Source organism: Geodermatophilus sabuli (genome assembly GCF_010686765.1).
In the GTDB taxonomy this organism is placed as follows: Bacteria; Actinomycetota; Actinomycetes; order Mycobacteriales; family Geodermatophilaceae; genus Geodermatophilus; species Geodermatophilus sabuli_A.
Genome location: NZ_JAAGWF010000023.1, coordinates 78,108 through 99,598, shown reverse-complemented (window position 1 = coordinate 99,598; position 21,491 = coordinate 78,108). Strand labels below are relative to the sequence as shown.

Below are 21,491 nucleotides of genomic sequence, written 5' to 3'. Positions count from 1 at the left end.
TCATCCTCCTGCCGTGGGGGCGAGCACCTCGACGGTGTCGCCGGGGGAGAGCCGGGTCGCCGGCCAGCTGCTGCGCGGGACGACGTCGCCGTTGAGCGCCACAGCGACGCGGTCGTGTCCGCCGCCGCGCTCGGCGACCAGGTCGGCCACCGTCGCGCCGTCGGCCAGCGGCGTGGGCGAACCGTTCACGGTGAGCTGCATCAGGAACGGCTCCTCATCGGGTCGGGCGCCGATCGGTCGGCGGTGAACGGAGCGGCGAGCGCGGGCAGCTCGCCGGTGACCAGGAACTCGGTGACGACCTCGGCGGTCACCGGGGTGAGCAGCACGCCGTTGCGGTGGTGGCCGGTGGCCAGCACGAGGCCCGGCAGGCCGGAGGGCCCGAGCAGCGGCGCGTTGTCCGCCGTGCCGGGTCGCCAGCGGGCCAGGGTCTCGGCCAGCTCCAGCTCGCTCACTCCCGGCACGACCTCGATGGCGTCGTGCAGCAGCTCGTGCACGGCCCCTGCGGTGACGGTCGCGTCGAAGCCGCGGTCCTCGGTGGTCGCCCCGACGACCAGCCGGTCCCCGGCGTAGGGCACCAGGTAGACGTGCCGGCCGCGGACCAGGGCGCGGACGGTCCCCTCGAGCAGCCCCGCGGCGCCGGCCAGCCGCAGGATCTGCCCCTTCACCGGCCGGACGGGCAGCGGGGGGACGCCGGGCAGCCCGGCGCTGTGCGCCCCGAGCGCGAGGACGACGGCGCCGGCCGGGACCTCGCCGCCGCCGGCCAGTCCCACGCCCGCTGCCCGTCCGCCGTCGACCAGGAGGGCGGCGACCCGGGCGGGTACCACCGCCACCCCGGCCGCCCGCGCGGCGACGAGGAGCGCGGCGTGCAGGGCCCGGCCGTCGACCGAGTGGTCGCCGGCGACGAACAGCCCGCCCCGGACCCGAGGCGTCAGCGAGGGCTCCCGCGCCCGGGTGGCCCGCGGCGTCAACCGCTCGGCCGCCAGGCCCAGCTCACGCTGGAAGGCGTGCAGCGCGTCGAGCTCCCGCACGTCGTCGTCGTCGAACCCGACCACCAGCGTCCCGGCCGTGCGCAGCCCCACCGGCAGCCCGCTGGCCCGTTCCACGTCGGCGGCGAAGCCCGGCCAGCGCTGCAGCGACGCCAGCCCCAGCCGCAGCAGGGGCTCCTCGGCGTAGCCGGCCTCGGTGACCGGGGCCAGCATCCCGGCCGCGGCCGCGGAGGCGCCGGACCCGGCCGCGTCGTCCACGACGGTCACCGACAGCCCCCGCTGTGCCGCTCGCCAGGCGGTCGACAACCCGATCAGCCCGCCTCCGGCGACCACCACGTCGGCGGTCATCCGCTGCCCTCGAGCGCCCGCAGCAGCGCGCGGGTGGCGGCTCCCGGGTCGGCGGCCGCGGAGACCGCCCCGACCACCGCCACCCCGGCCGCGCCCGCGGCGAGCAGGGCGGGGACCCGGTCGACGGTGATCCCGCCGATCGCCACGACGGGCACGGCGACGGCCGCGGCCACCGCGCCCACGCCGGCCGGGCCGATGGCGTCCGGCAGCCCGGACTTCGTCGTCGTCGGGTACGCCGGGCCGACGCCGAGGTAGTCGGCCCCCTCGGCCACCAGCCGGCGGCCCTGCTCGGCGTCGCGGGCCGTCCCGCCGATGAGGTGCCCGGGACCGGCGAGGCGCCGGGCCGCGGCCACCGGCAGGTCCGCCGCCCCCAGGTGCGTCCCGGCCGCACCGACGGCGAGGGCGACGTCGACGCGGTCGTCGACCAGGCAGGTCACCCCCGCGGGGGCGCAGATCTCCACCACCTGGCGGGCGAAGTCGTACAGCGTGCGGTCGGTGCAGTCCTTCACGCGGACCTGCACGACCGGCGCCCCGGCGGCCACAGCCGCGCCGACGGCGGCCAGCGCCCGCGGCCCGCCGCGCGCGTCGGTGAGGACGTGCAGCCCGCCGAGGCGTGGGGTCACGGGCGGACCGCCCGGCGCCGGCGCACGAGGGCGGGCAGCACCAGCGGCACGGTGAGGACGGCGGCGACGCCGAGGCTCACCAGCGAGGCCGACCAACCGTTGCCGGGGTCGATGCCCAGGTCGGCCTGGCGCGCGCCCCACCACGCCGTCCAGCCCGCCCCCGGGCCGGCGAAGAAGGTGGGCAGCGTCAGCTGGTAGGCGAGGAAACCGGCGGCCCAGGGCAGCAGGAACAGCAGCCGCGCCGGTGCGGTGTCCGAGGTGTCCCACCCGCCGCGCGGGGTCGACCAGTAGGCGACCACGAAGACGCCGATGAGGGGGACGAACACCGCGCCGATGAGGAAGAGGAACGGCTCGTACGCGGCGATGTCGAACGACAGCGCCAGGCCGGTGGCGAGCACCCCGACGACGACCGCGAGCACCCGCCGGTCCAGCCGCGCGACGACGTTCTGCGCCGACACCGCGGTGGAGTAGACGTTCGCGAAGGCCTCGTCCAGCTCCACGGAGACCAGCACCAGCACGGCCACGGCGCCCAGCGGCACCAGCAGCAGCGCGTCGATCACGTCGAGACCCGTGCTCCCGTACGCGGCCAGCGCGAGCACCCCCAGGGTGAACATCGCGACAGTGGCCAGCCCGTAGCCGACCGAGGCCCCGACGAACGCCGCGCGGCCGCTGCGCACGTGCCGGGTGTAGTCCGCGACGAGGGGGAACCAGGAGACCGGCAGCGCGATCACGATGTCGGCCGCCGTCCAGAACGACGTCGCCCCGCCGCCCTCCAGGGGCGGCAGCGGCTCGGCCAGCACCTGCACGTACAGGTAGCCGATCGCGAGCAGGGCCGCCCACACGGCGTACCGGGCGAGCAGCCGGACGACCCCCAGCGGGCGCAGCGCCATGGCGGTGGCGAGGACGCCGGCGGCCAGCACGAACGGCCAGCGCGGCGCGTCCAGCACGCGCGAGGCGGCCTCGGCGATGATGACGATCTCGAAGGTGGCCCAGCCGACGCACTGCACGAGGTTCAGCGCCGTCGGCAGGTACGACGTCCGGCGGCCGAGCAGGCCGCGCAGCAACACCATGCCGGGGACGCGTTCCCGCGCCCCCGCGGCGGCCCCCAGCCCGAGCAGCACCGCGCCGATCACCGCCCCGACCACGATCGCGCCGAGGGTGGCCGCGAGCGAGCGGCCGGGCAGCACGACGAAGACCGCGGCCACCGGCAGCAGCAGGCTGACGCCGAGGTTGCCCCACAGCCCCAGGGAGTCCCGCAGGCCGAGGGTCGCGGGGGGCGGCGCGGTGAGGGTGAGCGGCGCGTCCGCGGAGGGGGCCGAGGTGGTGGCGGTGTCCGACGTGCTCAAGAGAGGCTCCCTACGCCGGCATTACCCGGACAGGTTCCGACGGTCGGCGGCGCGTCCAGCCGCCCTCTCAGCCCGGTCGCCCGAGCTCCCGCACACGGCACCAGAGCCGTGACGCCGCCACCATAACCACCTCGTACAGTTCCCGCCGTGCCGGTCGCCGAGCTGCTCGAACGCCACGCCGAGGCCTGGCGCCGGGCGACCCGCCACCCGTTCCTCGACGGCGTCCGCGACGGCACGACGACGGCCGCGGCCTTCGACACCTGGCTCGTGCAGGACGCCCGCTTCGTGGCCGACCTGCTGCGCTTCCAAGCGCGGCTGCTGGCCCGGGCGCCCCGGCCGGCGCAGGCGGTGCTGGCCGGCGGAGCGGTCGCGCTGGTCGAGGAGCTGGCCTGGTTCGAGGAGCGGGCGGCCGTCCGCGGCCTGGACCTCGGCGCACCCGCCCTGCCCGCCACCACGGCCTACACCGCGCTGCTCGACCGGCTCGACGCCGCCGACGTCCCGACCGCGCTCACCGCCCTGTGGACGATCGAGCGGACCTACCTCGACGCCTGGTCGGGCGCGCGGCCCGGCGCGCCGGCCTTCCGCGAGTTCGTCGAGCACTGGACGGTGCCCGGCTTCGCCGGCTACGTCGCCGGGCTCGAGACGGCGGCCGACGCGGCCGGCGGAGCGGACGACGCGGTGTTCCTCGAGGTGGTCGCCGCCGAGACGGCGTTCTGGGACATGACCGGAGCCGCGCCGTGACCACGGGTCCGGCCGCCCGGCTCTGGGCGGCCAACGCCGATCTCGCGAACGCGGCGCTGACCTCCCCGTTCGTCGCGGGGATCGCCGACGGCACGCTGCCGCGCGAGCGGTTCACCGGGTACGTCGCGCAGGACGCGTTCTTCCTCGAGGCGTTCGCCCGCGCCTACGCGCTGGGGCTCGCCCGCAGCTCCGACCGCCCGACGCTGGAGGCGTTCGCCGACCTGCTCGCCGGCGTGCGGGAGGAGCTGCGGCTGCACGACGGCTACGCGCGCCGGGAGGGGATCGACCTGGCCGCCGTCGAGCCGGTGCCGGCGACGCTGGCCTACACCGACTTCCTGCTGGCCACCGCCTCGCTGGAGGGCCCCGGCGTGCTCTGCGCGGCCATGACGCCGTGCATGCGGCTCTACGCGTTCCTGGGCCGGTCGCTCGCCGGGCGGTCGGCCGGGCCGTACGTGGACTGGGTGACCGCCTACGCCGACCCCGCGTTCGAGGAGCTCGCTGTCAGGTTGGAGCTGCTGCTGGACCGGCACGCGGACGACGGCCCCGGCGTCGCCCGGGCCTACCGGCGGGCGATGACCCTGGAGCTCGCCTTCTTCGACGCGGCCTGGCGGGGCTGAGCCCGCGGTCTCCCGCCGGGTGGTGGTTACCCTGACCGGCGACACGGGGTGTCCGCCCGCCGGACTGAGAACACACCCGTCGAACCTGCCCAGGTCATGCTGGCGAAGGGATGTCACGCCGTGGATGCCGATCAGCTCCGCGCGGCCCGGACGGCGCTGCGCGACTCAGCACCGCTGGTGCACTGCCTGACCAACACCGTCGTCCAGACGCTCACCGCGAACGTGTTGCTCGCTGTCGGCGCCGCGCCGGCCATGGTGGACGCCCCCGAGGAGGCCGGCGAGTTCGCCGCGGTCGCCTCCGCGGTGCTGGTCAACGTGGGCACCGTGCACGCCCGCACGGCCGAGGCGATGCGGATCGCCGCGCGCGCGGCCGGGGAGGTGGGCACCCCCTGGGTCCTGGACCCGGTCGCCGTCGGCGGGCTGCGCTTCCGCACCGACCTGGCCGGCGAGCTGGTCGCGCTGCGCCCGACCGTGGTGCGCGGCAACGCCTCGGAGGTGCTGGCGCTGGCCGGCGCCGGGTCCGGCGGGCGTGGGGTGGACAGCACCGCGACGGCGGACGACGCGCTGGCCGCCGCCGAGGAGCTCGCCACCCGCACCGGCGGCGTGGTCGCCGTCAGCGGCGAGGTCGACGTCGTCACCGACGGCACCCGCACCGTGCGGATCGGCGGTGGGTCGGTGCTGCTGACCCGGACCACGGGGGCCGGCTGCGCGCTCGGCGCGCTGGTCGCCGCCTACGTCGCGGCCACCGGCGACGCGCTCGGCGGCGCGGTCGCCGCGCACGCGCACGTGGCGCTGGCCGCGGAGATCGCCGCCGACCTCGCCGACGGGCCGGGGACGTTCGCCGCCCAGTGGCTCGACGCCCTGGACGCGCTGGACGGCGACGCCCTGGGCGAGGCCGACGTGCGGACCTCATGAGGGCCGGGTTCGACCCGCGGCTGTACCTGGTGACCGACACCGCGCTGTGCGCGCCCCGGTCGGTGCCGGACGTCGTGGCCGCCGCGGTCGCCGGTGGCGTGACCGCCGTCCAGGTGCGGGACAAGACGGCGAGCCGCCGCGACCTGCTGGCCCTCACCCGCGCCGTCCAGGCCGTGCTCGCCGACCGGCCCGACGTGCGGGTGGTGGTGAACGACGCCGTGGACGTCGCCCTCCTGACCGGCGCCGACGTGCACGTGGGGCAGGAGGACCTGCCCGCCGCCGAGGTGCGGGCGCTGCTCGGGCCGGGGCCGCTGGTCGGGGTGTCGGTGACCGGGGCCGCCGACCTCGCCGCGGTGCGGGCCCTGCCGTCGGGCACGGTCGACCTGGTGGGGCTGAGCCCGGTCTGGGCGACCCCGACCAAGCCCGACGCCGGCCCCGGCCTCGGGCTCGACGGCGTCCGCACGCTGGCTGCGGCCGCGCGGGACGGCGGGTTGCTGGCGGTGGCGATCGGCGGCATCTCCGCCCGCAACGCCGCCGCGGTGGCGGCGACCGGGGTGGACGGCATCTGCGTGGTGTCCGACGTCTGCGCGGCGCCCGATCCGGCGGCCGCCGCGCGGTCCTTGCGGGCCGCCCTGGAGCTGGTGCGCACGTGACTGCGGCGGTGGCCCTGACCGTGGCCGGCAGCGACCCGAGCGGCGGCGCCGGCATCCAGGCCGACCTGAAGACCTTCAGCGCGCTGGGCGTCTTCGGCACGTCGGTGCTCACCGCGCTGACCGCGCAGAACACCCGCGGGGTGACCGGTGTCCACCCGGTGCCGGCGGAGTTCGTCGGCGAGCAGCTGCGCACGCTGTTCGACGACGTGGCCGTGCACGCGACCAAGCTCGGCATGCTCGGCTCGGCGGACGTGGTGCGCGAGGTCGCCCGCGTGCTGGCCGACCGGCCCGGTGGCGCGGTGGTCTGCGACCCGGTGATGGTGGCGACCAGCGGCGACCGGCTGATCGGCGAGGACGCGGTGGACGCCGTCCGCAGCGTGCTGCTGCCGGTCACCGACCTGGTCACCCCGAACGTGCCCGAGGCCGCGGCGCTGCTGGACGTCGCGCCGGCCACCCGGGCCGAGGAGCTGCCGGATCAGGCGACCGCGCTGCTGGCGCTGGGGCCCGGTGCGGTGCTGCTCAAGGGCGGGCACCTCGGTGGGGAGGAGAGCGTCGACGTCCTGGCCACCGCCGCGGGGGTGGTGCGGACCCGCCGGCCGCGGGTGACGACCACGGCCACCCACGGCACCGGCTGCACGCTGTCCTCGGCGATCGCGGCGCTGGTCGCCCGCGACCGGGCCGGTGCACCGGCGGACTGGGCGCCGCCGGTGGAGGCGGCCCGCGACTACCTGCAGGCGGCGCTGGTGGCGGGGGAGTCGCTGGGGGTCGGGTCGGGACACGGGCCGGTGCACCACTTCGCCGGCTGGTGGCCCGCCTGACCCCTGCCGCCGTCCCCACCCGGGCTCGTCCGCGGAAGAGCCCAGGACGACGGTGCTCAGCCGAGGACGAAGCCCAGCAGCAGGTGGCCGTTGAGGCCGATGATCAGCGCGGCGACGACGGAGCCGGCGATCGTGGTGACCCGCCGGTTGACCCAGCCGCCCATGAGGTCCCGGCTGGCGGTCAGCCACAGCAGCGGCACGAGGGCGAACGGGATGCCGAAGGACAGCACGACCTGCGACCACACCAGCGCGGTCGTCGGGTCCCCGCCGAGGACCAGCACGGCCAGGGCCGGGGCCAGGGTGATCAGCCGGCGGGCCAGCACCGGGATGTGCCGGCGGAGGAACCCGGCCATGACCACCTGGCCGGCGTGCGTGCCGACCGAGGAGGAGGCGAACCCCGACGCCAGCAGGGCGAGGGCGAAGGCGATCGCGGCACCGGAGCCCAGCTGGTCACCCAGCCCGGCGTGCACGCCCTCCAGCGTGCCGGCGTCGTCGGACCCGGTGAACAGCTGCGCGGCGATCACGAGCATGGCCGCGTTGACCAGCCCGGCCAGCCCCATGGCCAGCAGGACGTCGAGCCGCTGGGCCTTGAGCAGCCGGCCGCGGCCCGCGGCGGTGCGCCCGGCGGTGACGGAGTCGCCGTACCGGCCGGGGGTCAGGGCCGAGTGCACGTAGATGACGTGCGGCATGACCGTCGCGCCCAGGATGCCGGTCGCGAGCACCAGGCTCTCCGGGCCGTCGAAGGAGGGCACCATGCCACCGGCCATCCCACCCAGGTCCACCCCCGAGCCGACCAGCGTGTAGCCGAAGCCCAGCCCGATCACCAGCAGCAGACCGGTGATCACCCGCTCGAAGGGCCGGTGACCGCGGGACTGCGCGCCGAGGAGCAGGAAGGCGACGACGGCGGTGATCAGCCCCCCGATGGGCAGCGGGACGCCGAAGAGCAGGTTGAGCGCGACCGCTCCGCCGACGATCTCGGCCAGGTCGGTGGCGATGGCGACCGCCTCGGCCTGCACCCACAGGCCCCAGGTGACCGGGCGGGGCAGCCGCTCCCGGCAGAGCGTGGCCAGGTCACGGCCGGTGGCCAGGCCCAGCTTCGCGGTCAGCGACTGGATGAGCATCGCCATCAGGTTCGCCGCGACGATGACCCACAGCAGCGTGTAGCCGAACGCGGCACCGCCGGAGAAGTTGGTGGCGAAGTTGCCCGGGTCGACGTAGGCCACCGCGGCCACGAAGGCCGGGCCCAGCAGCGGCCAGATCCGCCGCCGTCCCGCCGGCTCCGGAGCACGTCTCGGAGTGCCGACCAGGGTGGTCGGGAGGACGGCGGCCTCGGTCTTCGACAGGTACACGGCGGCCTCGCAGGGCGACGGAGCGGGTGGGCGGTCGCTCCTCGTCGTGCCCGGCCGGGGTGACACGTCCGGGCCGTGCTGTGGCCCCCGAGGGCCAAGCTGAGGCTGCCCTTCCGGAGGGGGACGGCGCCAGGCTCGGCCGCGCAGTCCTTGAACTGTCAAGCACTGCGGCGCACACTGCTGGCGTACCCGCACCGGAGCAGGAGCCCGCCATGCCCGTCCAGCGCCTCAACCACGCCGTCCTCTACGTCCGTGACGTCGCCCGCAGCCACGCGTTCTACCGCGACGTCCTGGGCTTCCGCGCGAAGATGGAGATCCCCGGTGCGGCGGTGTTCCTGCAGGCGGAGGGGTCGACCAACGACCACGACCTCGGGCTGTTCCAGATCGGCGCGGGGGCGGGCGCCTCGGAGGCGGGCCGCCGCACGGTCGGGCTCTACCACCTGGCTTGGGAGGTCGACACCCTCGCCGAGCTGGCCCGGATCCGCGACGCGCTCGTGCAGGCCGGTGCGCTCGTGGGGGCGTCGGACCACGTGACCACGAAGGCCCTCTACGCCCACGACCCCGACGGCCTGGAGTTCGAGGTCTCCTGGCTGCTGCCGGCGCAGTTCGTCACGCCGGAGCTCATGGAGGGAGCCACGATGACCGGCCCGCTCGACCTCGACGGTGAGATGACCCGCTACGGCGCGCAGACCCGCGGCGGGGTGGGCGTCTCCACCCCCGCCTGACCCGCGCCCGGGCCTGGAGCGCGGTCAGCAGCCGCAGGTGACCGTCGTCGGCGCCGTGAGCGGGTCCACCTCGGGCCGGGAGACGCCGTCGGCGGTCTGCACCGGCAGGCCCTCCCGTGCCCAGTACTCGAAGCCGCCGATCATCTCCCGCACCCGGAAGCCGAGCCGGGCCAGCGCCAGGGCTGCCCGCGTCGCACCGTTGCACCCGGGGCCCCAGCAGTAGGTCACCACGGGGACCGACCGGGCCAGCTCGGCTGCTGCGCGCCCGGCGATCTCCGTGCCGGGCAGGTGCACCGCCCCGGGCACGTGCCCCTGCGCCCAGGCCGCCGGGCTCCGGCTGTCGAGCAGCACGAAGCCGGGCGTCCCGGAGGCCAGCGCGGCGGCGACGTCGCTGACGTCGGTCTCCACGGCCAGCCGGTGCGCGAAGTGGCGGACGGCGTCGGCGGGGTCGGTCGACCAGTCGAGGGGCACGGTCGCGATCCTCGGTCGAGTCCCCCGCCGGCACGAGACCCCCTGCTGCCAACGACCGCAGCGCCAGCGCCAGCAGCCTCGGCGGCGGACCCCGGCCGCGGCGCGCACCGGTCAGAGCGGGACGGCGAGGTCCCCGCGGTCGAGCGCGGCGCGCAGGTCGGCGCGCTCGGGCGCCAGCCCGGCGCCCGGGAGGACGGCGTCCCGGACGAACGCGTGCCACACCGGCGCCCGCCGCACCATGCTGTGCCCGCCGGCGATGGTGAACCGGGCGATGCGGGCACCCGCGGACCGCGCCCGGGCGGCGAACTCGGCCGACAGCTCGGCCGGCACCCAGCGGTCGCCGCGGCCGTGCAGCACCGTCACCGTACGGCCCCGCAGGTGGTCCACCGGCTCGCCCAGCGGCGTCCACGGGGCCAGCGCACAGACCGCCCGGACCGACGGGTCCCCGCCGGCCCGCAGCACCGCCCGGCCACCCATCGAGTGCCCGACGAGCACGACCGGGACCTCGTCGCCGTGCCGGCCGCGGATGTCGGCCAGCGCCCACCGCACGTCGGCGAAGGCGTCGGCCGCCGCGCCGTTCCAGCCGGCCACCCGGTAGCGCAGCAGGTAGGTGGCCAGCCCACGGTCGGCCGCCGCGCGGCGGACGAACTGCTCCACCGCCCGCATCCGCAGCAGGGAGAGGGCCCGCTCGCGCGGCGGCTCGACGCTGGCCACCGTGCCGCCGTGGCAGAAGACCGCCACGGCCCGGACCGGGCGCGACGGTGGGACGTGCTCGAGGACGGGGGACGAGCCCGCCGTCACCGGCGGCGGCGCCCGCCGCGCAGGGTCGCGCGGGCGCGGTCCCCGAGGTCGCCGGCCTTGAGCAGCGCCCCGCTGACCTGGGTGGGGCCGGTCCGCCGTTCCAGGGCTCGCCCGGCCCGCCGGAGGATGCCGGTGGCCAGGGGGACGACGACGGTCAGGAGCAGCCACATGCGCAGCCGGCGGGTGAGGAAGAGCCACATGTCCGCTCCCTGCCCGCATCCGGGCCATGGCAACCCGCCGGTCGCCGTTCCGCCGGTTCCCGCGCGTGAGCTGGGGGTTGCCTGACGCGCCTACGCTCCCAGCATGTCCTCCACCCGGGTCACGACCCAGCCGGTGGCGGCCGCGGACGCACTGCCGGGCCGCTCCGGGGCGCTGCCGAACGTCCCCGAGGTCCACGCGGTCAACGGCAACCGCATCCAGCCACCGTTCCCCGAGGGCCTGCAGACCGCCGTCTTCGGCGCCGGGTGCTCCTGGGGTGTGGAGAAGGCCGGGCACGGCGAGACCACCACCGAGATCGCGCCGCTCGGCGACTTCCACCACGCCGAGGGGTACCACCAGCAGTACCTCTACGAGCTCCCGAACGGGTACTGCCCGGTCCACTCCACGGGGGTCTCCTGCCCGGTCGCCCTCCCCGGCGTCTGATGAGGGACCCCGTCGTCCCCACCGTCCGCGAGCTGAGGGCGGGGCCCGGGACGGGGCCGCAACAGGCGGCGGGCCCCTGCAGGGGGGCCAGGGCCGGGGCCGTGGCCCCCACCGACCATGACTGAGACGGCTGAGGTCCTCTCCCAGCTCCGGCGGGCTCCCGACGTGGAGGCGCCAGAGCTGGTCGCGGTCGACGCGACCGACCGGCTGCTGCTGGACACCGCCGCCGAGCTGGTCGCCGGCTGCGGACCCGGCGCGGTCGCCGTCGTCGACGACGCGTACGGGGCGCTGACCCTGGGTGCGGTCACGATGGGGGCCCGGGACGTCCGCGTCGCCCAGGACCTGCTGGTGGGGGAGCGGGCGCTGGAGCGCAACGCCGAGCGGACCGGGCTGACCGGCACCTCCCGCCCGGTCCCGCTGGGCCCGGCGCTGGCCGACGGCGCCCGGCTGGTGCTGGTGCAGGCCCCGAAGGGGCTGGAGGCGCTGCGCGAGATCGCCGAGGTCCTCGCCGCTTCCGCGGCGCCCGACGTCACCGTCCTGGTCGGCGGGCGGGTCAAGCACATGACGCACGCGATGAACGACGTGCTGGGGGAGTCGTTCACCGAGGTGTCGGCGACGCTGGCGCGGCAGAAGTCGCGGGTGCTGGTCGCCCGCGGTCCGCGCCCCGGCGTCCGGACGACGTTCCCGCGCCGCCAGGAGCACCCCGACCTCGGGCTGACCGTGTGCGCGCACGGCGCCGCGTTCGCCGGCACGAAGGTCGACATCGGGACGCGGACGCTGCTGCGCTCGCTGGACCGCATGGCGCCGGACGCGGAGGTGGCACTCGACCTCGGCTGCGGCACCGGGGTGCTCGCGGCTGCCCTCGCGGCCGCCCGCCTGACGGTGCGGGTGGTCGCCACGGACCAGTCCGCGGCGGCCGTCCGGTCGGCCACCGAGACGGCGGCCGCCAACGACCTCGGAGACCGGATCGACGTCGTCCGGGACGACGCCGCGGAGTCGCTGGCCGACGGCGGTGTCGACCTCGTCGTCCTCAACCCGCCGTTCCACGTCGGCGCGGCCGTCGTGACCACCGCCGCCGATCGGCTGTTCGCCGCGGCGGCACGGGTGCTCCGGCCCGGTGGCGAGCTGTGGACGGTCTACAACTCCGCGCTGCGCTACAAGCCGGTGCTGAGCCGGCTCGTCGGGCCCACCCGGGTCGCCGAGCAGACCCCGAAGTTCACCGTCACCGTCTCCACACGCCGCTGAAGCCGGGGCCGGGGCCGGGGCCGGGACCGGGCCGGGGGCCGGCACCGGGGTCGGGCCGGAGGGCCCTGGCCCGCGTCGCCGTCGCGGGCCACGGTCGGCGGGCATGACCAGCACCGACCTCCCGTCCGTCACCGCCGGCATCCCCGTTCCCGCCGCACCGCCCGACACGGCCGCCGCGCCGCAGCCCCTGGCCGACCGGCTCGGCGCCGCGGTCCTCGCCAGCCTGGAGCTCGCCGCGGTGCACCTCGGCAGCGAGCTGGGCTGGTACCGGGCGCTGGACGAGGCTCCGGCCACCGCCCCGGAGCTGGCCGCCCGGACCGGCACCGACGCCCGCTACGCCCGCGAGTGGCTGGAGCAGCAGGCGGTCGCCGGCCTGCTCACCGTGGACGACCCTCAGGCGGGGCCGGAGCAGCGGCGCTTCGCCCTGCCGGCGGAGCACCGCCCGGTGCTGGTCGACGAGCTCGACCTGGCGTTCACGCCGCCGTTCGCCCGTGCCGCCCTGGCCTTCACCCGCAACGTGCCGCGGCTGCTCGAGGTCTACCGCAGCGGTGGCGGGCTGGGCTGGGCCGAGATGGAGGACGCGCGGGACGCCCAGGCGGCCGCCAACCGCGCGTACTTCCTCGGGCCGCTGGCCACCCGGGACCTCCCGTCGGTGCCCGGACTCGATGCCGCGTTGCGCGCCGGTGGCCGGGTCGCCGACGTCGGCTGCGGGATGGGCTGGTCCTCGATCGGCATCGCCCGCGCGTACCCGCAGGCCCGCGTCGACGGGTACGACGTCGACGCTCCGTCGGTCGAGGCCGCCCGGCGCAACGCCGAGGAGGCCGGCGTGGCCGACCGCGTCGGCTTCCGCGTGGCCGACGTCGGGCGGCTCTCCGCCGCCAGGGGCCGCTACGACGTGGTCACGGCGTTCGAGTGCGTCCACGACCTGGCCGACCCGGTCGCCGTCCTGGCCGCCATGCGGGCGATGGTCGCGCCCGGTGGCACCGTCCTGGTCGTCGACGAGCGGGTGGCCGAGCGGTTCACCGCCCCCGGGGACGAGGTCGAGCGGCTCATGTACGCCTACAGCCTCACCTGCTGCCTGCCCGACGGGCTGTCCACCCGCCCGTCGGCCGGCACGGGGACGGTGATGCGGCCGGCGGTGCTGGAGGGCTACGCGCGGGCGGCGGGGTTCGCCGGGATCGACGTCCTCCCGGTGGAGCACGACGTCTTCCGCTTCTACCGGCTCCGGCATTCCGGAACAGTTGAGGATTGAAGGTGTGCGGACTTCGGCTGTAGCGACTCCAGTGAGCTGCCGATGAGGGGACCAGCAGTGTGAGGTCTCACACTCGATGGCCCTGTCGCAGGAGTGCCCCATGGCGCGCAACCTCTGGTCCGACCGCCCGCTCGGCGTCAAGCTCGCCGCCCTCGTGGCCGTGGGCGCCGTCGTCCTGGCCGTCTTCGCCGTCATCACGGTGCAGGCCCTGCGCGCGACGGGGGAACGCACCGACGAGCTGCTGGCCACGACGCGCGCCACCGGCGCTGCGCTCGAGGCGGACATGATGCACGACGCGGTGCGGGGGGACGTCCTGGCGGCGCTGCTCTCGGGCGCCGGGCCGGAGTACGCCGCGGCGCGCGGCGACCTGCAGGACCACGGCGACACCTTCCGGGCGTCCCTGGCCGCGGTCCTCGCCGACGGCCTGAGCGCCGAGGTGACCGCGGCCGTGGAGTCGGCCACCCCGGCGGTGGAGGCCTACCTGGCCTCGGCCGCGGACATCGTGACGCTCGCCGGCACCGACCCGGTGGCGGCGCGGGCGGCCTACCCCGGCTTCGGGGCGGCCTTCACGGCGCTGGAGGAGGAGCTGCCGGCCGTCGGTGAGGCCGTCGGCTCCGAGGCGGCCACGGCCGCCTCGGACAGCGCCGAGCAGCGGTCGACGGCGATCACCCTCGCGGTGCTGGTGGCCGTCGTCGGGGTGCTGGTGCTCGGCGGACTGGGCTGGGTCGTCACCCGCTCGGTCGTGCGGCCGCTGAACCGGGTGGGCGCCGTGCTGGCCGACCTGGCCGAGGGCGACCTCCGCGCGACATCGGGGGTCACCAGCCGGGACGAGGTCGGGCGGATGGCCGCCGCGCTGGAGGCCTCGATGGCCACCATGCGGGGGGTGCTCACGAGCATCGGGGACACGTCGACGACGCTGGCCTCCGCCACCGAGGAGCTGTCGGTGACCGCGCAGGACATGACGCGGCTGGCCGACGAGTCCTCGGTGCAGAGCGGCGTCGTGGCCGAGGCGGCGGGGCAGGTCTCGGTCAATGTCCAGACGGTGGCCGCCGGCTCGGAGGAGATGGGGGCCTCCATCCGGGAGATCGCCCGCAACGCCAGCGAGGTCGCCCGGGTGGCCGGACAGGCCGTGCACGTCGCCGACGCCACCACCGCGACGGTCGCCAAGCTCGGGGAGTCCTCCCTGGAGATCGCCAGCGTGGTCAAGGTCATCACCGCGATCGCCGAGCAGACGAACCTGCTGGCCCTCAACGCCACCATCGAGGCCGCCCGCGCGGGAGAGGCGGGCAAGGGCTTCGCCGTCGTGGCCAACGAGGTCAAGGAGCTGGCCCAGGAGACCGCCAAGGCGACGCAGGACATCACCGCCCGCGTCGAGGCCATCCAGGCCGACACCGGCGGTGCGGTGCGGGCGATCGGCGAGATCTCGCAGATCATCGGCCTGATCAACGACTCGCAGGGCACCATCGCCGCGGCGGTCGAGGAGCAGACCGCGACCACCACGGAGATGAACCGCAACGTGGCCGAGGCGGCGATGTCGGCCGGCCAGATCGCCGAGAACATCGGTGCGGTGGCCGGCGCCGCGGGCGCCACGACGGCGGCGATGACCGACGCGCGGACGGCGATGGACGAGGTGGCCCGCATGGCCGCGGCGCTCAGCGCGTCGGTGGGCCAGTTCCGCTACTGACGGCGACTCCCCCTGCCGGCTCGCGGCCGGTCCCTGCAGGGGGCCGGACGCGCCCGTCGACCCCGGGGTGGCGCACTGGGCAGCGGCGTGCCCGGCGGGCAGGCTGGGGGCATGAGGACGACGCGCTCGCTGCCCCCCGCCGTCCGGAAGGCGCTGCCCTGGCTGCTCGGCTGGGGGGCGTTCCAGGCGGTGCTCGCCGTGACCGGCCGGCTGGTCGCCCGCCGCAAGGACGAGGGCGACGAGGGCACCGCGGGCATCCGGCGGGTCGTCGTGGTCGGCGGCGTGCAGCTGAAGCCGACCAACCCGGAGCTGTCGCGGGTCCGACTGGACCTGGTCATGGGCGGCGCCGGGCTCGACCTCACCGCGCTGCCGAGGGTCCCCGGCGGCATCGACGTGACCGTGCGGGCGCTGATGGGCGGCGTGGGGGTGGAGGTGCCGGCCGGCTGGCGGGTGTGGTGGACCCTGCGCGGAGTGGGCGGGGTCGGGCTCTCCGAGGGCGGGCGGACCACGCGCACCGACGACCAGCCCGGCGCCGATCTGCGCATCCACGCCGACGTCCTGTTCGGCGGGGTCGGCATCGACAGCCCCGGTTGAGCCCCGCGGCGCGCCTTCCCGGGGGCTCAGCAGAAGCCCGGCGTCGCCTGCCAGGCGGCCTCCGCGGGCGGGACGTCGTCGCGCAGCACCACCCCCTCGATCAGCCCGTACGGGCGGTCGTCGGCGTGGTAGACGACGTCGGGGTTGTCCAGGCCGAACGCGGACAGGTCCTGGAGGAAGTGGTGCCGGTTCGGCATCGACATGCGCACCTCGGCGACGGCCGGGAAGCGCTGCAGCACGGCCTCGCCCATCGCGTACAGCGTCTGCTGCAGGGCGAGGGAGTGGGTCGCGGCGAAGGTCTCCAGCAGCGTCGTCCGGACGCCGTCGAAGGCGTCGTCCCAGTCCAGGTCGTCCCCGAGGTGGCGCCAGCGGGCGGTCACCGCGGTGGCGAGGATCCGCTCACGGGTCTCGGCCAGCGTCGTGTACTCGTCCCGCGGGAAACCCCAGAACTCCGAGCCCGTGGTCTTGAGGACGACGAGGTCGTGCAGTCCGGACAGCACGTGCACGTCGTCGCCGTCCACCGTCACCACCGCCGTCCGGACCTCTCCGCCGTCGCGCCGGAACGCGTGGTCGTGCGGCCGGCCGCCCACCGTGATCCGGTCCCAGCCGTAGGACTCGACCGCCACGCGGGCGCCGCTGATCCAGTCGTGGCGGCCGGCGAAGTGGCGGGCCAGCCGCAGCCCGAACGCCTCCGGGGAGCCGACCCCGTCGCGGGCGAAGGCGAAGACGGTGTTCTTCTGGGTGTCGGTGGTCAGCACGTGACCGTTGTCGCCGGCGGTGTGCGCGGCGGTGAAGTCGCCCCGCAGGCTGGTGCTGACGTCGAGGTCGACGAGCGTGTGCGCGGGGCGGCTCCGGTCCACCGCGACCACGCGGACCTCCGCCTTGCCGTACTGGTTGGGCCCGAGCCGGATCGCCATGCGGGGCAGCCTCCCTGGCCGTCGGTGCGGTCGTGTTGCACGTGGAACGTCGTCGGTCTCAGGGCAGAGCCGCGGCGACCTCCCGCGCCAGCCGCACGATGCGGCGGGCCGAGACACCACCGGGATCCTGCTCGGGGTCGTAGATGGCCAGGCTCCAGCCCGCGCAGCCGGCGACGCCCAGCGCGGCGAGGAGCAGGTCGGTGAGCTGCGGCCAGGTCAGGCCGCCCGGGTCGTCGGGCACGCCGGGCAGTCCCTGGGCGGGGAACTCGACGGGATCGAGGACGTCCAGGTCGACGTGCAGCCACCACGCCGCGGCCGCCCCCGCGACGTGCGAGGCGGCGGCCCGGCCGGCTCCCCGCGGATCGGCGGCCACCTCGTCGACGTCCCGCAGCCACACCCCCGCGTCCCGGAGCGAGGCGACGCCGAACCGGCGCCGCCAGTCGTCGTCGCGCGGCCCGAGGACGGCGAGCGCGGACGCGTCCAGGGTGCCGAGCCGCCGGCGCAGCGGTCCGGTGAGCAGGTGGCCGGTCCGCCCGAGCAGGAGGGCCAGCTCGGCGTTGGCCGCCTCGCCGTCCTCCGAGACGTCGAGGGGCATGGTGTCCTCGTGGCCGTCGACGAAGACCAGGCCGGCCCGACCGGACGCCGTCCGCAGGCCGTCGACCGTGCCGAGCAGGGTGCTGCAGTCAGCGCCGTGGACGACGGGGAACCGGCCGGCGCCCACCGCTGCGGCCACCCGCCCGGCGAGTGCGTCCACCATGACCGTCAGCGCCGGCTCGTTGAGCAGGCCGGTCGCCGCGCCCCGGCGGGGGTCGGGCGGGGGGAGCTCGAGGACGGTCTCCCCGATGCGGGCACCGGCGAAGGCCCCGGCCAGCCCGGCCCGGAGCAGGGCGTCCGCCGCCAGTGCCTGGTTGCCCGCGCGCCCGAACCCGTCGAACGGGACCCCGATCAGCTCGATCTCGGCCATGGCCGCCCTCCCGGCTCAGGAGCCGCGGTAGGTCGAGTACGCGAACGGCGCCAGCAGCAGCGGCACGTGGTGGTGCTCGTCGGGGTCCCGGACGGCGAAGGTGAGCACCACCTCCGGGTAGAAGGTCTCCCGCCCCTCCCCGGCCGACCACGCCCCGGTGGCGAACACCAGCCGGTGGGGGCCGGGCCCGGTCGCCGCCTCGGTCAGGCGGCAGCGACCGTCGGCGTCGGTGACCCCCTCGGCGACGAGGTCCTCACCGGCCAGCAGCCGGACGGCCATCCCCGCCGCCGGCCGCCCGAGCACCGCGTCCAGCACGTGCGTGCTGACGCTCACCGGCCCACCTCCGCTGCGCCGTCGGTGACCAGCTCCCGCACCCGCAGGGCGCTGATCTGCGCGAGCTGCTCGGTCGCCTCGGCACGCTCGGCCTCCTCGTCGGCGTCCAGCCGCCGGCGCAGTTCGGCCAGGATCTCCTCCGGTGACCGGCCGGCCGCGCGGATCAGGAAGACGTGGCCGAACCGCTCCTCGTAGGCCCGGTTGCCCTCCACCAGCGCGGCGCGCGTGGCGTCGTCCGCACCGCTCACCGCGCTCTGCTCCCGCCGGGAGGCCTCGGCCTCGGCGGAGGACCCCTCGGGGCGGTCGCCGATCCGCGGGTGCGCGGCCAGGGCCAGCGCCACCTCCTCCCACGGCAGGGCCCGGGCCACCTGCTCGGCGCGGGTGACGAGCGCGTCGGCGTCGGGGTAGGGCCGGCCGGCCGTCAGCTCGGCGGCGAACCGCGGGGCGGCGTTGCAGGCCCGCAGCGCCTGCACCACCCGGTCGGCGCCGGCGGCGTTCAGGTCCTCGAGGGCGGACATGGCCGTCAGCCTGCCAGCCCGCGTCGTCGCGGTGCCGCCTCCGATGCGGCAGGGTCGTGCCCATGGTGGACGTGCGCGTGGCCGGCCCGGACGTCGAGCGCGGCGGGGAGGTGCTGACCCCGGAGGCGCTGCAGTTCGTCGCCGGCCTGCACGCCCGGTTCCGCACCCAGCGCGACGCCCTCCTCGCGGCGCGGGCCACCCGCCGGTCCGAGATCGCCGCCGCCCGCTGGATCGAGCAGCGCCCGGAGACCGCCGACGTCCGCGCCGGCGACTGGCAGGTCCCCCCGCCGCCGCCCGGCCTGGTCGACCGGCGGGTGGAGATCACCGGCCCGACCGAGCCCAAGATGGCGGTCAACGCGCTCAACTGCGGGGCGCAGGTCTGGCTGGCCGACCTGGAGGACGCCAACACCCCGCACTGGGGCAACGTCGTCGGCGGCCAGGTGGTCCTCCGCGACGCCGTCCGCCGGACCCTGGCCCACACCGCCGCGGACGGCCGCGAGTACCGGCTGCGCGCGGACGCCGAGTTGCCGACGATCGTGCCGCGGCCGCGCGGCTGGCACCTGCCCGAGCGGCACCTGCTGGTCGACGGCGAGCCGGCGGTCGGCGCCCTGGTCGACGCCGGGCTGTACCTGTTCCACAACGCCGCCGAGCAACTCGCCCGCGGCAGCGGCCCCTACCTCTACCTGCCCAAGCTGGAGGGCCACCTGGAGGCGCGGCTCTGGGCGCTGGTGTTCGACGCCACCGAGCAGGCGCTGGACCTCCCGGCGGGCTCGATCCGGGCGACGATGCTGATCGAGACCATCCCGGCGGCCTTCGAGATGGAGGAGATGCTGCACGCGCTCGGCAGCCACGCCGCCGGCCTCAACGCCGGACGCTGGGACTACCTGTTCAGCGTGATCAAGGTGTTCCGCGAGGCCGGACCGGAGTTCGTGCTCCCCGACCGGTCGGCGGTGACGATGACCGCCCCCATGATGCGGGCCTACACCGACCAGCTGGTCGCCGTCTGCCACCGGCGCGGGGCGATGGCGATCGGCGGGATGGCCGCGGCCATCCCCAGCCGCCGCGACGCCGAGGTCAACGAGCGAGCCCTGGCGAAGGTGCGCGAGGACAAGGCCCGCGAGGCCGGCGACGGCTTCGACGGCTCCTGGGTGGCCCATCCCGACCTCGTGCCGCTGTGCCGCGCGGCGTTCGACGCCGTCCTCGGCGGGCGCGCCAACCAGCTCGACCGGCAGCGCCCGGAGGTGGCCGTCACCGCCGCCCAGCTGCTGGACGTCGCGGGGGTGCCGGGGGAGCGCACGATGGCCGGGCTGCGCGGCAACGTCGAGGTGGCGATCCGTTACCTGGCGGCCTGGCTGGGCGGCACCGGCGCGGTCGGCATCCACGGCCTCATGGAGGACGCCGCCACCGCGGAGATCAGCCGCTCGCAGGTGTGGCAGTGGGTGCACGCGGGCGTGGTGCTCGACAGCGGGGAGACGGTCACCGAGGAGCTCGTCCGCCGGGTCGTCGAGGAGGAGGTCGCCGGCATCGGCCAGCTGGACCGCCTCGAGGACGCCCGCCGGCTGTTCGAGCAGGTCGCGCTGGCCGACGAGTTCCCCGACTTCCTCACCCTCCCCGCCTACGAGCTGGTCGATTGAGGTCCCCGGTGCCCCCGCGAGCCCGGGTCGGGCCCCGGGCCGGGGCCGTACCGTGACCCTGCCCGAGGAGGTGCTGGCCGAGCTGGACCGGAGGCTGGCGCCGGTCGACGCGGCCCGCGCGGCCGGCTACCCGGGCGAGCGACCGGGCCGGCAGCCGGTGCACACCTGCTACGTGCCCGCCGACGCGGTCACCCCCGGCCTCGCGGCGTCCTGGGGGAGGGGCGCGCTGGCCGCCCTCGACGAGCACGGCCGGCCCGATCTCGGTCTCGACCCGGAGCTGGCCGACCAGGTGTGGCCCCGGGTGCGGGCGAAGCTGAGCACCGAGCCGGTGGAGGACCTGCGGGTGGACGCCGAGGACGGCTACCGCGGCACGCCCGACGCCGAGGACGCCGACGTCCTGCGCGCCGCCGCCGCGGTGGCAGCCGACCGGAGCGCCGGGACCCTCCCGCCGTCGGTCGGCATCCGCGTCAGGTCGTTGGAGGCGCCCTCCCGGCGGCGCGCCGTCCGCACCCTCGACCTCTTCCTCGGCGCCCTCGCCGGGACTCCGTGGCGGGTGACGGTCACGCTGCCGAAGGTGACCGACGTCGAGCAGGTGCGCGCGTTCCTCCCCGTGCTGGACGCCCTGGAGGCCGCGCACCTCGTCCGCCTCGACCTCGAGCTGCAGATCGAGACACCCCAGGCGGTGCTGGGTGCCGACGGGACGGTGACGGCGGCCCGGCTGGTGCACGCGGCCGGGCCCCGGCTGACCGGCCTGCACCACGGCACCTACGACTACAGCGCGGCGCTGGGCATCGCGGCCGCGCACCAGTCCGCCGACCACCCCGCGGCCGACCTCGCCAAGCAGGTCATGCAGCTGGCGGTGGCCGGCACCGGGGCGCACGCGGTCGACGGCTCGACCAACGTGCTGCCGGTCGGCACCGGTGAGCAGGTGCACGCCGCCTGGCGGCTGCACGCCGGTCTGGTGCGGCGGGCCCTGGGACGCGGGCTCTACCAGGGCTGGGACCTGCACCCGGCGCAGCTGGTCACCCGGTACGCCGCGACGTACGCGTTCTTCCGGGCCGCGCTGCCGGCGGCCGGCGACCGGCTGGCGGCCTACCTGGAGCGGGTGGACGGCGGGGTCCTCGACGAGCCGGCGACCGCCCGCGCGCTGGCCGCGGTGGTGCTGCGGGGCCTGGACTGCGGAGCGCTGGACGACGCCGAGGTGCGGGCCTCCACCGGGGCCGACCGGTCCACCCTCGACGTCCTCGCCGGGCGTCCTGCCGATCCCGGCCACTCCGGCGGCGGCGACGGCGGGCGACCTACCATCCCCGTGTGA

Annotated in this window: 25 protein-coding genes and 1 riboswitch; of the genes, 13 read left to right on the top strand and 12 right to left on the bottom strand. The window is 76.6% G+C overall.

Translation table 11 applies throughout. The features are described 5' to 3' along the window. From thiS to GCU56_RS19735, 4 genes are read right to left on the bottom strand one after another with little or no spacing between them, the layout of a single operon-like run. Positions 1–201, bottom strand: coding sequence for a sulfur carrier protein ThiS (gene thiS, locus GCU56_RS19750; protein ID WP_163483490.1), 201 nt, complete (start codon positions 199–201; stop codon positions 1–3). Beyond that, entirely contained in the window at positions 201–1,334 is a 1,134-nt protein-coding gene (gene thiO, locus GCU56_RS19745) for a glycine oxidase ThiO (protein WP_163483488.1), read from the bottom strand. Before thiO ends, thiS begins: the two co-directional genes overlap by 1 nt. After that, positions 1,331–1,957 (bottom strand): thiamine phosphate synthase, encoded by a 627-nt coding sequence (gene thiE, locus GCU56_RS19740; RefSeq protein ID WP_163483487.1) that lies wholly within the window; start codon positions 1,955–1,957, stop codon positions 1,331–1,333. Before thiE (GCU56_RS19740) ends, thiO begins: the two co-directional genes overlap by 4 nt. Continuing rightward, on the bottom strand, positions 1,954–3,303 hold the full coding sequence (locus GCU56_RS19735) for a purine-cytosine permease family protein (RefSeq protein WP_163483485.1): 1,350 nt from the start codon (positions 3,301–3,303) through the stop codon (positions 1,954–1,956). Before GCU56_RS19735 ends, thiE (GCU56_RS19740) begins: the two co-directional genes overlap by 4 nt. Positions 3,304–3,450: 147 nt before the next feature. Between GCU56_RS19735 and GCU56_RS19730 the strand changes: the two genes are divergently transcribed. The 5 genes from GCU56_RS19730 (at position 3,451) to thiD (ending at position 7,047) form a co-directional block, all read left to right on the top strand. Beyond that, positions 3,451–4,044 (top strand): TenA family transcriptional regulator, encoded by a 594-nt coding sequence (locus tag GCU56_RS19730; protein WP_163483484.1) that lies wholly within the window; start codon positions 3,451–3,453, stop codon positions 4,042–4,044. Beyond that, positions 4,041–4,661, top strand: coding sequence for a TenA family protein (locus GCU56_RS19725; RefSeq protein ID WP_163483482.1), 621 nt, complete (start codon positions 4,041–4,043; stop codon positions 4,659–4,661). Before GCU56_RS19730 ends, GCU56_RS19725 begins: the two co-directional genes overlap by 4 nt. 34 nt (positions 4,662–4,695) lie before the next feature. Then, positions 4,696–4,789, top strand: a riboswitch (TPP riboswitch). Then, positions 4,782–5,576 (top strand): hydroxyethylthiazole kinase, encoded by a 795-nt coding sequence (gene thiM, locus GCU56_RS19720; RefSeq protein WP_345771958.1) that lies wholly within the window; start codon positions 4,782–4,784, stop codon positions 5,574–5,576. (Overlaps the previous riboswitch by 8 nt.) Further along, positions 5,573–6,229: a thiamine phosphate synthase gene (gene thiE / locus GCU56_RS19715; protein ID WP_163483479.1), complete on the top strand. Its 657-nt coding sequence runs from the start codon at positions 5,573–5,575 to the stop codon at positions 6,227–6,229. The genes thiM and thiE (GCU56_RS19715) overlap by 4 nt, the downstream gene beginning before the upstream one ends. Then, positions 6,226–7,047, top strand: coding sequence for a bifunctional hydroxymethylpyrimidine kinase/phosphomethylpyrimidine kinase (gene thiD / locus GCU56_RS19710; protein ID WP_163483478.1), 822 nt, complete (start codon positions 6,226–6,228; stop codon positions 7,045–7,047). Before thiE (GCU56_RS19715) ends, thiD begins: the two co-directional genes overlap by 4 nt. Before the next feature lie 56 nt (positions 7,048–7,103). On the opposite strand, the gene GCU56_RS19705 is transcribed toward thiD, so the two are convergent. Next, complete coding sequence (locus GCU56_RS19705; protein ID WP_163483476.1) at positions 7,104–8,396, bottom strand: Nramp family divalent metal transporter; 1,293 nt, start codon at positions 8,394–8,396, stop codon at positions 7,104–7,106. A 212-nt stretch (positions 8,397–8,608) separates the two neighbouring features. Between GCU56_RS19705 and GCU56_RS19700 the strand changes: the two genes are divergently transcribed. Further along, on the top strand, positions 8,609–9,121 hold the full coding sequence (locus GCU56_RS19700) for a VOC family protein (protein WP_163483474.1): 513 nt from the start codon (positions 8,609–8,611) through the stop codon (positions 9,119–9,121). Between the two features lie 24 nt (positions 9,122–9,145). Here the strand turns inward: GCU56_RS19700 and GCU56_RS19695 are convergent, their stop codons facing one another. From GCU56_RS19695 to GCU56_RS19685, 3 genes are all read right to left on the bottom strand, one after another. After that, complete coding sequence (locus tag GCU56_RS19695) at positions 9,146–9,592, bottom strand: rhodanese-like domain-containing protein (RefSeq protein WP_163483473.1); 447 nt, start codon at positions 9,590–9,592, stop codon at positions 9,146–9,148. Between the two features lie 111 nt (positions 9,593–9,703). Further along, a complete protein-coding gene (locus GCU56_RS19690) occupies positions 9,704–10,333 on the bottom strand; it encodes an alpha/beta fold hydrolase (RefSeq protein WP_239522569.1) in 630 nt (209 codons plus the stop codon). A gap of 56 nt (positions 10,334–10,389) precedes the next feature. Next, the gene (locus GCU56_RS19685) at positions 10,390–10,593 is read right to left on the bottom strand and encodes a hypothetical protein (RefSeq protein ID WP_163483470.1); all 204 of its coding nucleotides are present in this window, start codon (positions 10,591–10,593) and stop codon (positions 10,390–10,392) included. A gap of 103 nt (positions 10,594–10,696) precedes the next feature. On the opposite strand from GCU56_RS19685, the gene GCU56_RS19680 reads away from it, so the two are divergent. The 5 genes from GCU56_RS19680 to GCU56_RS19660 all read left to right on the top strand — a co-directional run bounded on the left by GCU56_RS19680 (position 10,697) and on the right by GCU56_RS19660 (position 15,810). Then, complete coding sequence (locus GCU56_RS19680; RefSeq protein WP_163483468.1) at positions 10,697–11,035, top strand: peptide-methionine (S)-S-oxide reductase; 339 nt, start codon at positions 10,697–10,699, stop codon at positions 11,033–11,035. A gap of 117 nt (positions 11,036–11,152) precedes the next feature. Beyond that, positions 11,153–12,280 (top strand): class I SAM-dependent methyltransferase, encoded by a 1,128-nt coding sequence (locus GCU56_RS19675; RefSeq protein ID WP_163483467.1) that lies wholly within the window; start codon positions 11,153–11,155, stop codon positions 12,278–12,280. Between the two features lie 103 nt (positions 12,281–12,383). Continuing rightward, positions 12,384–13,532: a class I SAM-dependent methyltransferase gene (locus GCU56_RS19670; protein WP_163483465.1), complete on the top strand. Its 1,149-nt coding sequence runs from the start codon at positions 12,384–12,386 to the stop codon at positions 13,530–13,532. Between the two features lie 100 nt (positions 13,533–13,632). After that, complete coding sequence (locus GCU56_RS19665; protein ID WP_163483464.1) at positions 13,633–15,216, top strand: methyl-accepting chemotaxis protein; 1,584 nt, start codon at positions 13,633–13,635, stop codon at positions 15,214–15,216. A gap of 111 nt (positions 15,217–15,327) precedes the next feature. Next, positions 15,328–15,810, top strand: coding sequence for a hypothetical protein (locus tag GCU56_RS19660; protein WP_163483462.1), 483 nt, complete (start codon positions 15,328–15,330; stop codon positions 15,808–15,810). A gap of 26 nt (positions 15,811–15,836) precedes the next feature. On the opposite strand, the gene pucL is transcribed toward GCU56_RS19660, so the two are convergent. Genes pucL through uraD form a run of 4 tightly spaced genes read right to left on the bottom strand, consistent with a single transcriptional unit; the run spans position 15,837 to position 18,542 of the window. After that, positions 15,837–16,727, bottom strand: coding sequence for a factor-independent urate hydroxylase (gene pucL / locus GCU56_RS19655; protein ID WP_163483460.1), 891 nt, complete (start codon positions 16,725–16,727; stop codon positions 15,837–15,839). 58 nt (positions 16,728–16,785) lie between these two features. Continuing rightward, positions 16,786–17,691, bottom strand: a complete 906-nt coding sequence (locus GCU56_RS19650; RefSeq protein WP_163483459.1) for an arginase family protein — start codon at positions 17,689–17,691, stop codon at positions 16,786–16,788. Between the two features lie 15 nt (positions 17,692–17,706). Then, a complete protein-coding gene (uraH, locus tag GCU56_RS19645; RefSeq protein WP_163483458.1) occupies positions 17,707–18,024 on the bottom strand; it encodes a hydroxyisourate hydrolase in 318 nt (105 codons plus the stop codon). Continuing rightward, positions 18,021–18,542 (bottom strand): 2-oxo-4-hydroxy-4-carboxy-5-ureidoimidazoline decarboxylase, encoded by a 522-nt coding sequence (gene uraD / locus GCU56_RS19640; RefSeq protein ID WP_163483457.1) that lies wholly within the window; start codon positions 18,540–18,542, stop codon positions 18,021–18,023. The genes uraH and uraD overlap by 4 nt, the downstream gene beginning before the upstream one ends. Before the next feature lie 62 nt (positions 18,543–18,604). Between uraD and aceB the strand changes: the two genes are divergently transcribed. Next, a complete protein-coding gene (gene aceB / locus GCU56_RS19635; RefSeq protein ID WP_163483455.1) occupies positions 18,605–20,176 on the top strand; it encodes a malate synthase A in 1,572 nt (523 codons plus the stop codon). Between the two features lie 52 nt (positions 20,177–20,228). After that, positions 20,229–21,491 (top strand): DUF6986 family protein, encoded by a 1,263-nt coding sequence (locus tag GCU56_RS19630; protein WP_345771957.1) that lies wholly within the window; start codon positions 20,229–20,231, stop codon positions 21,489–21,491.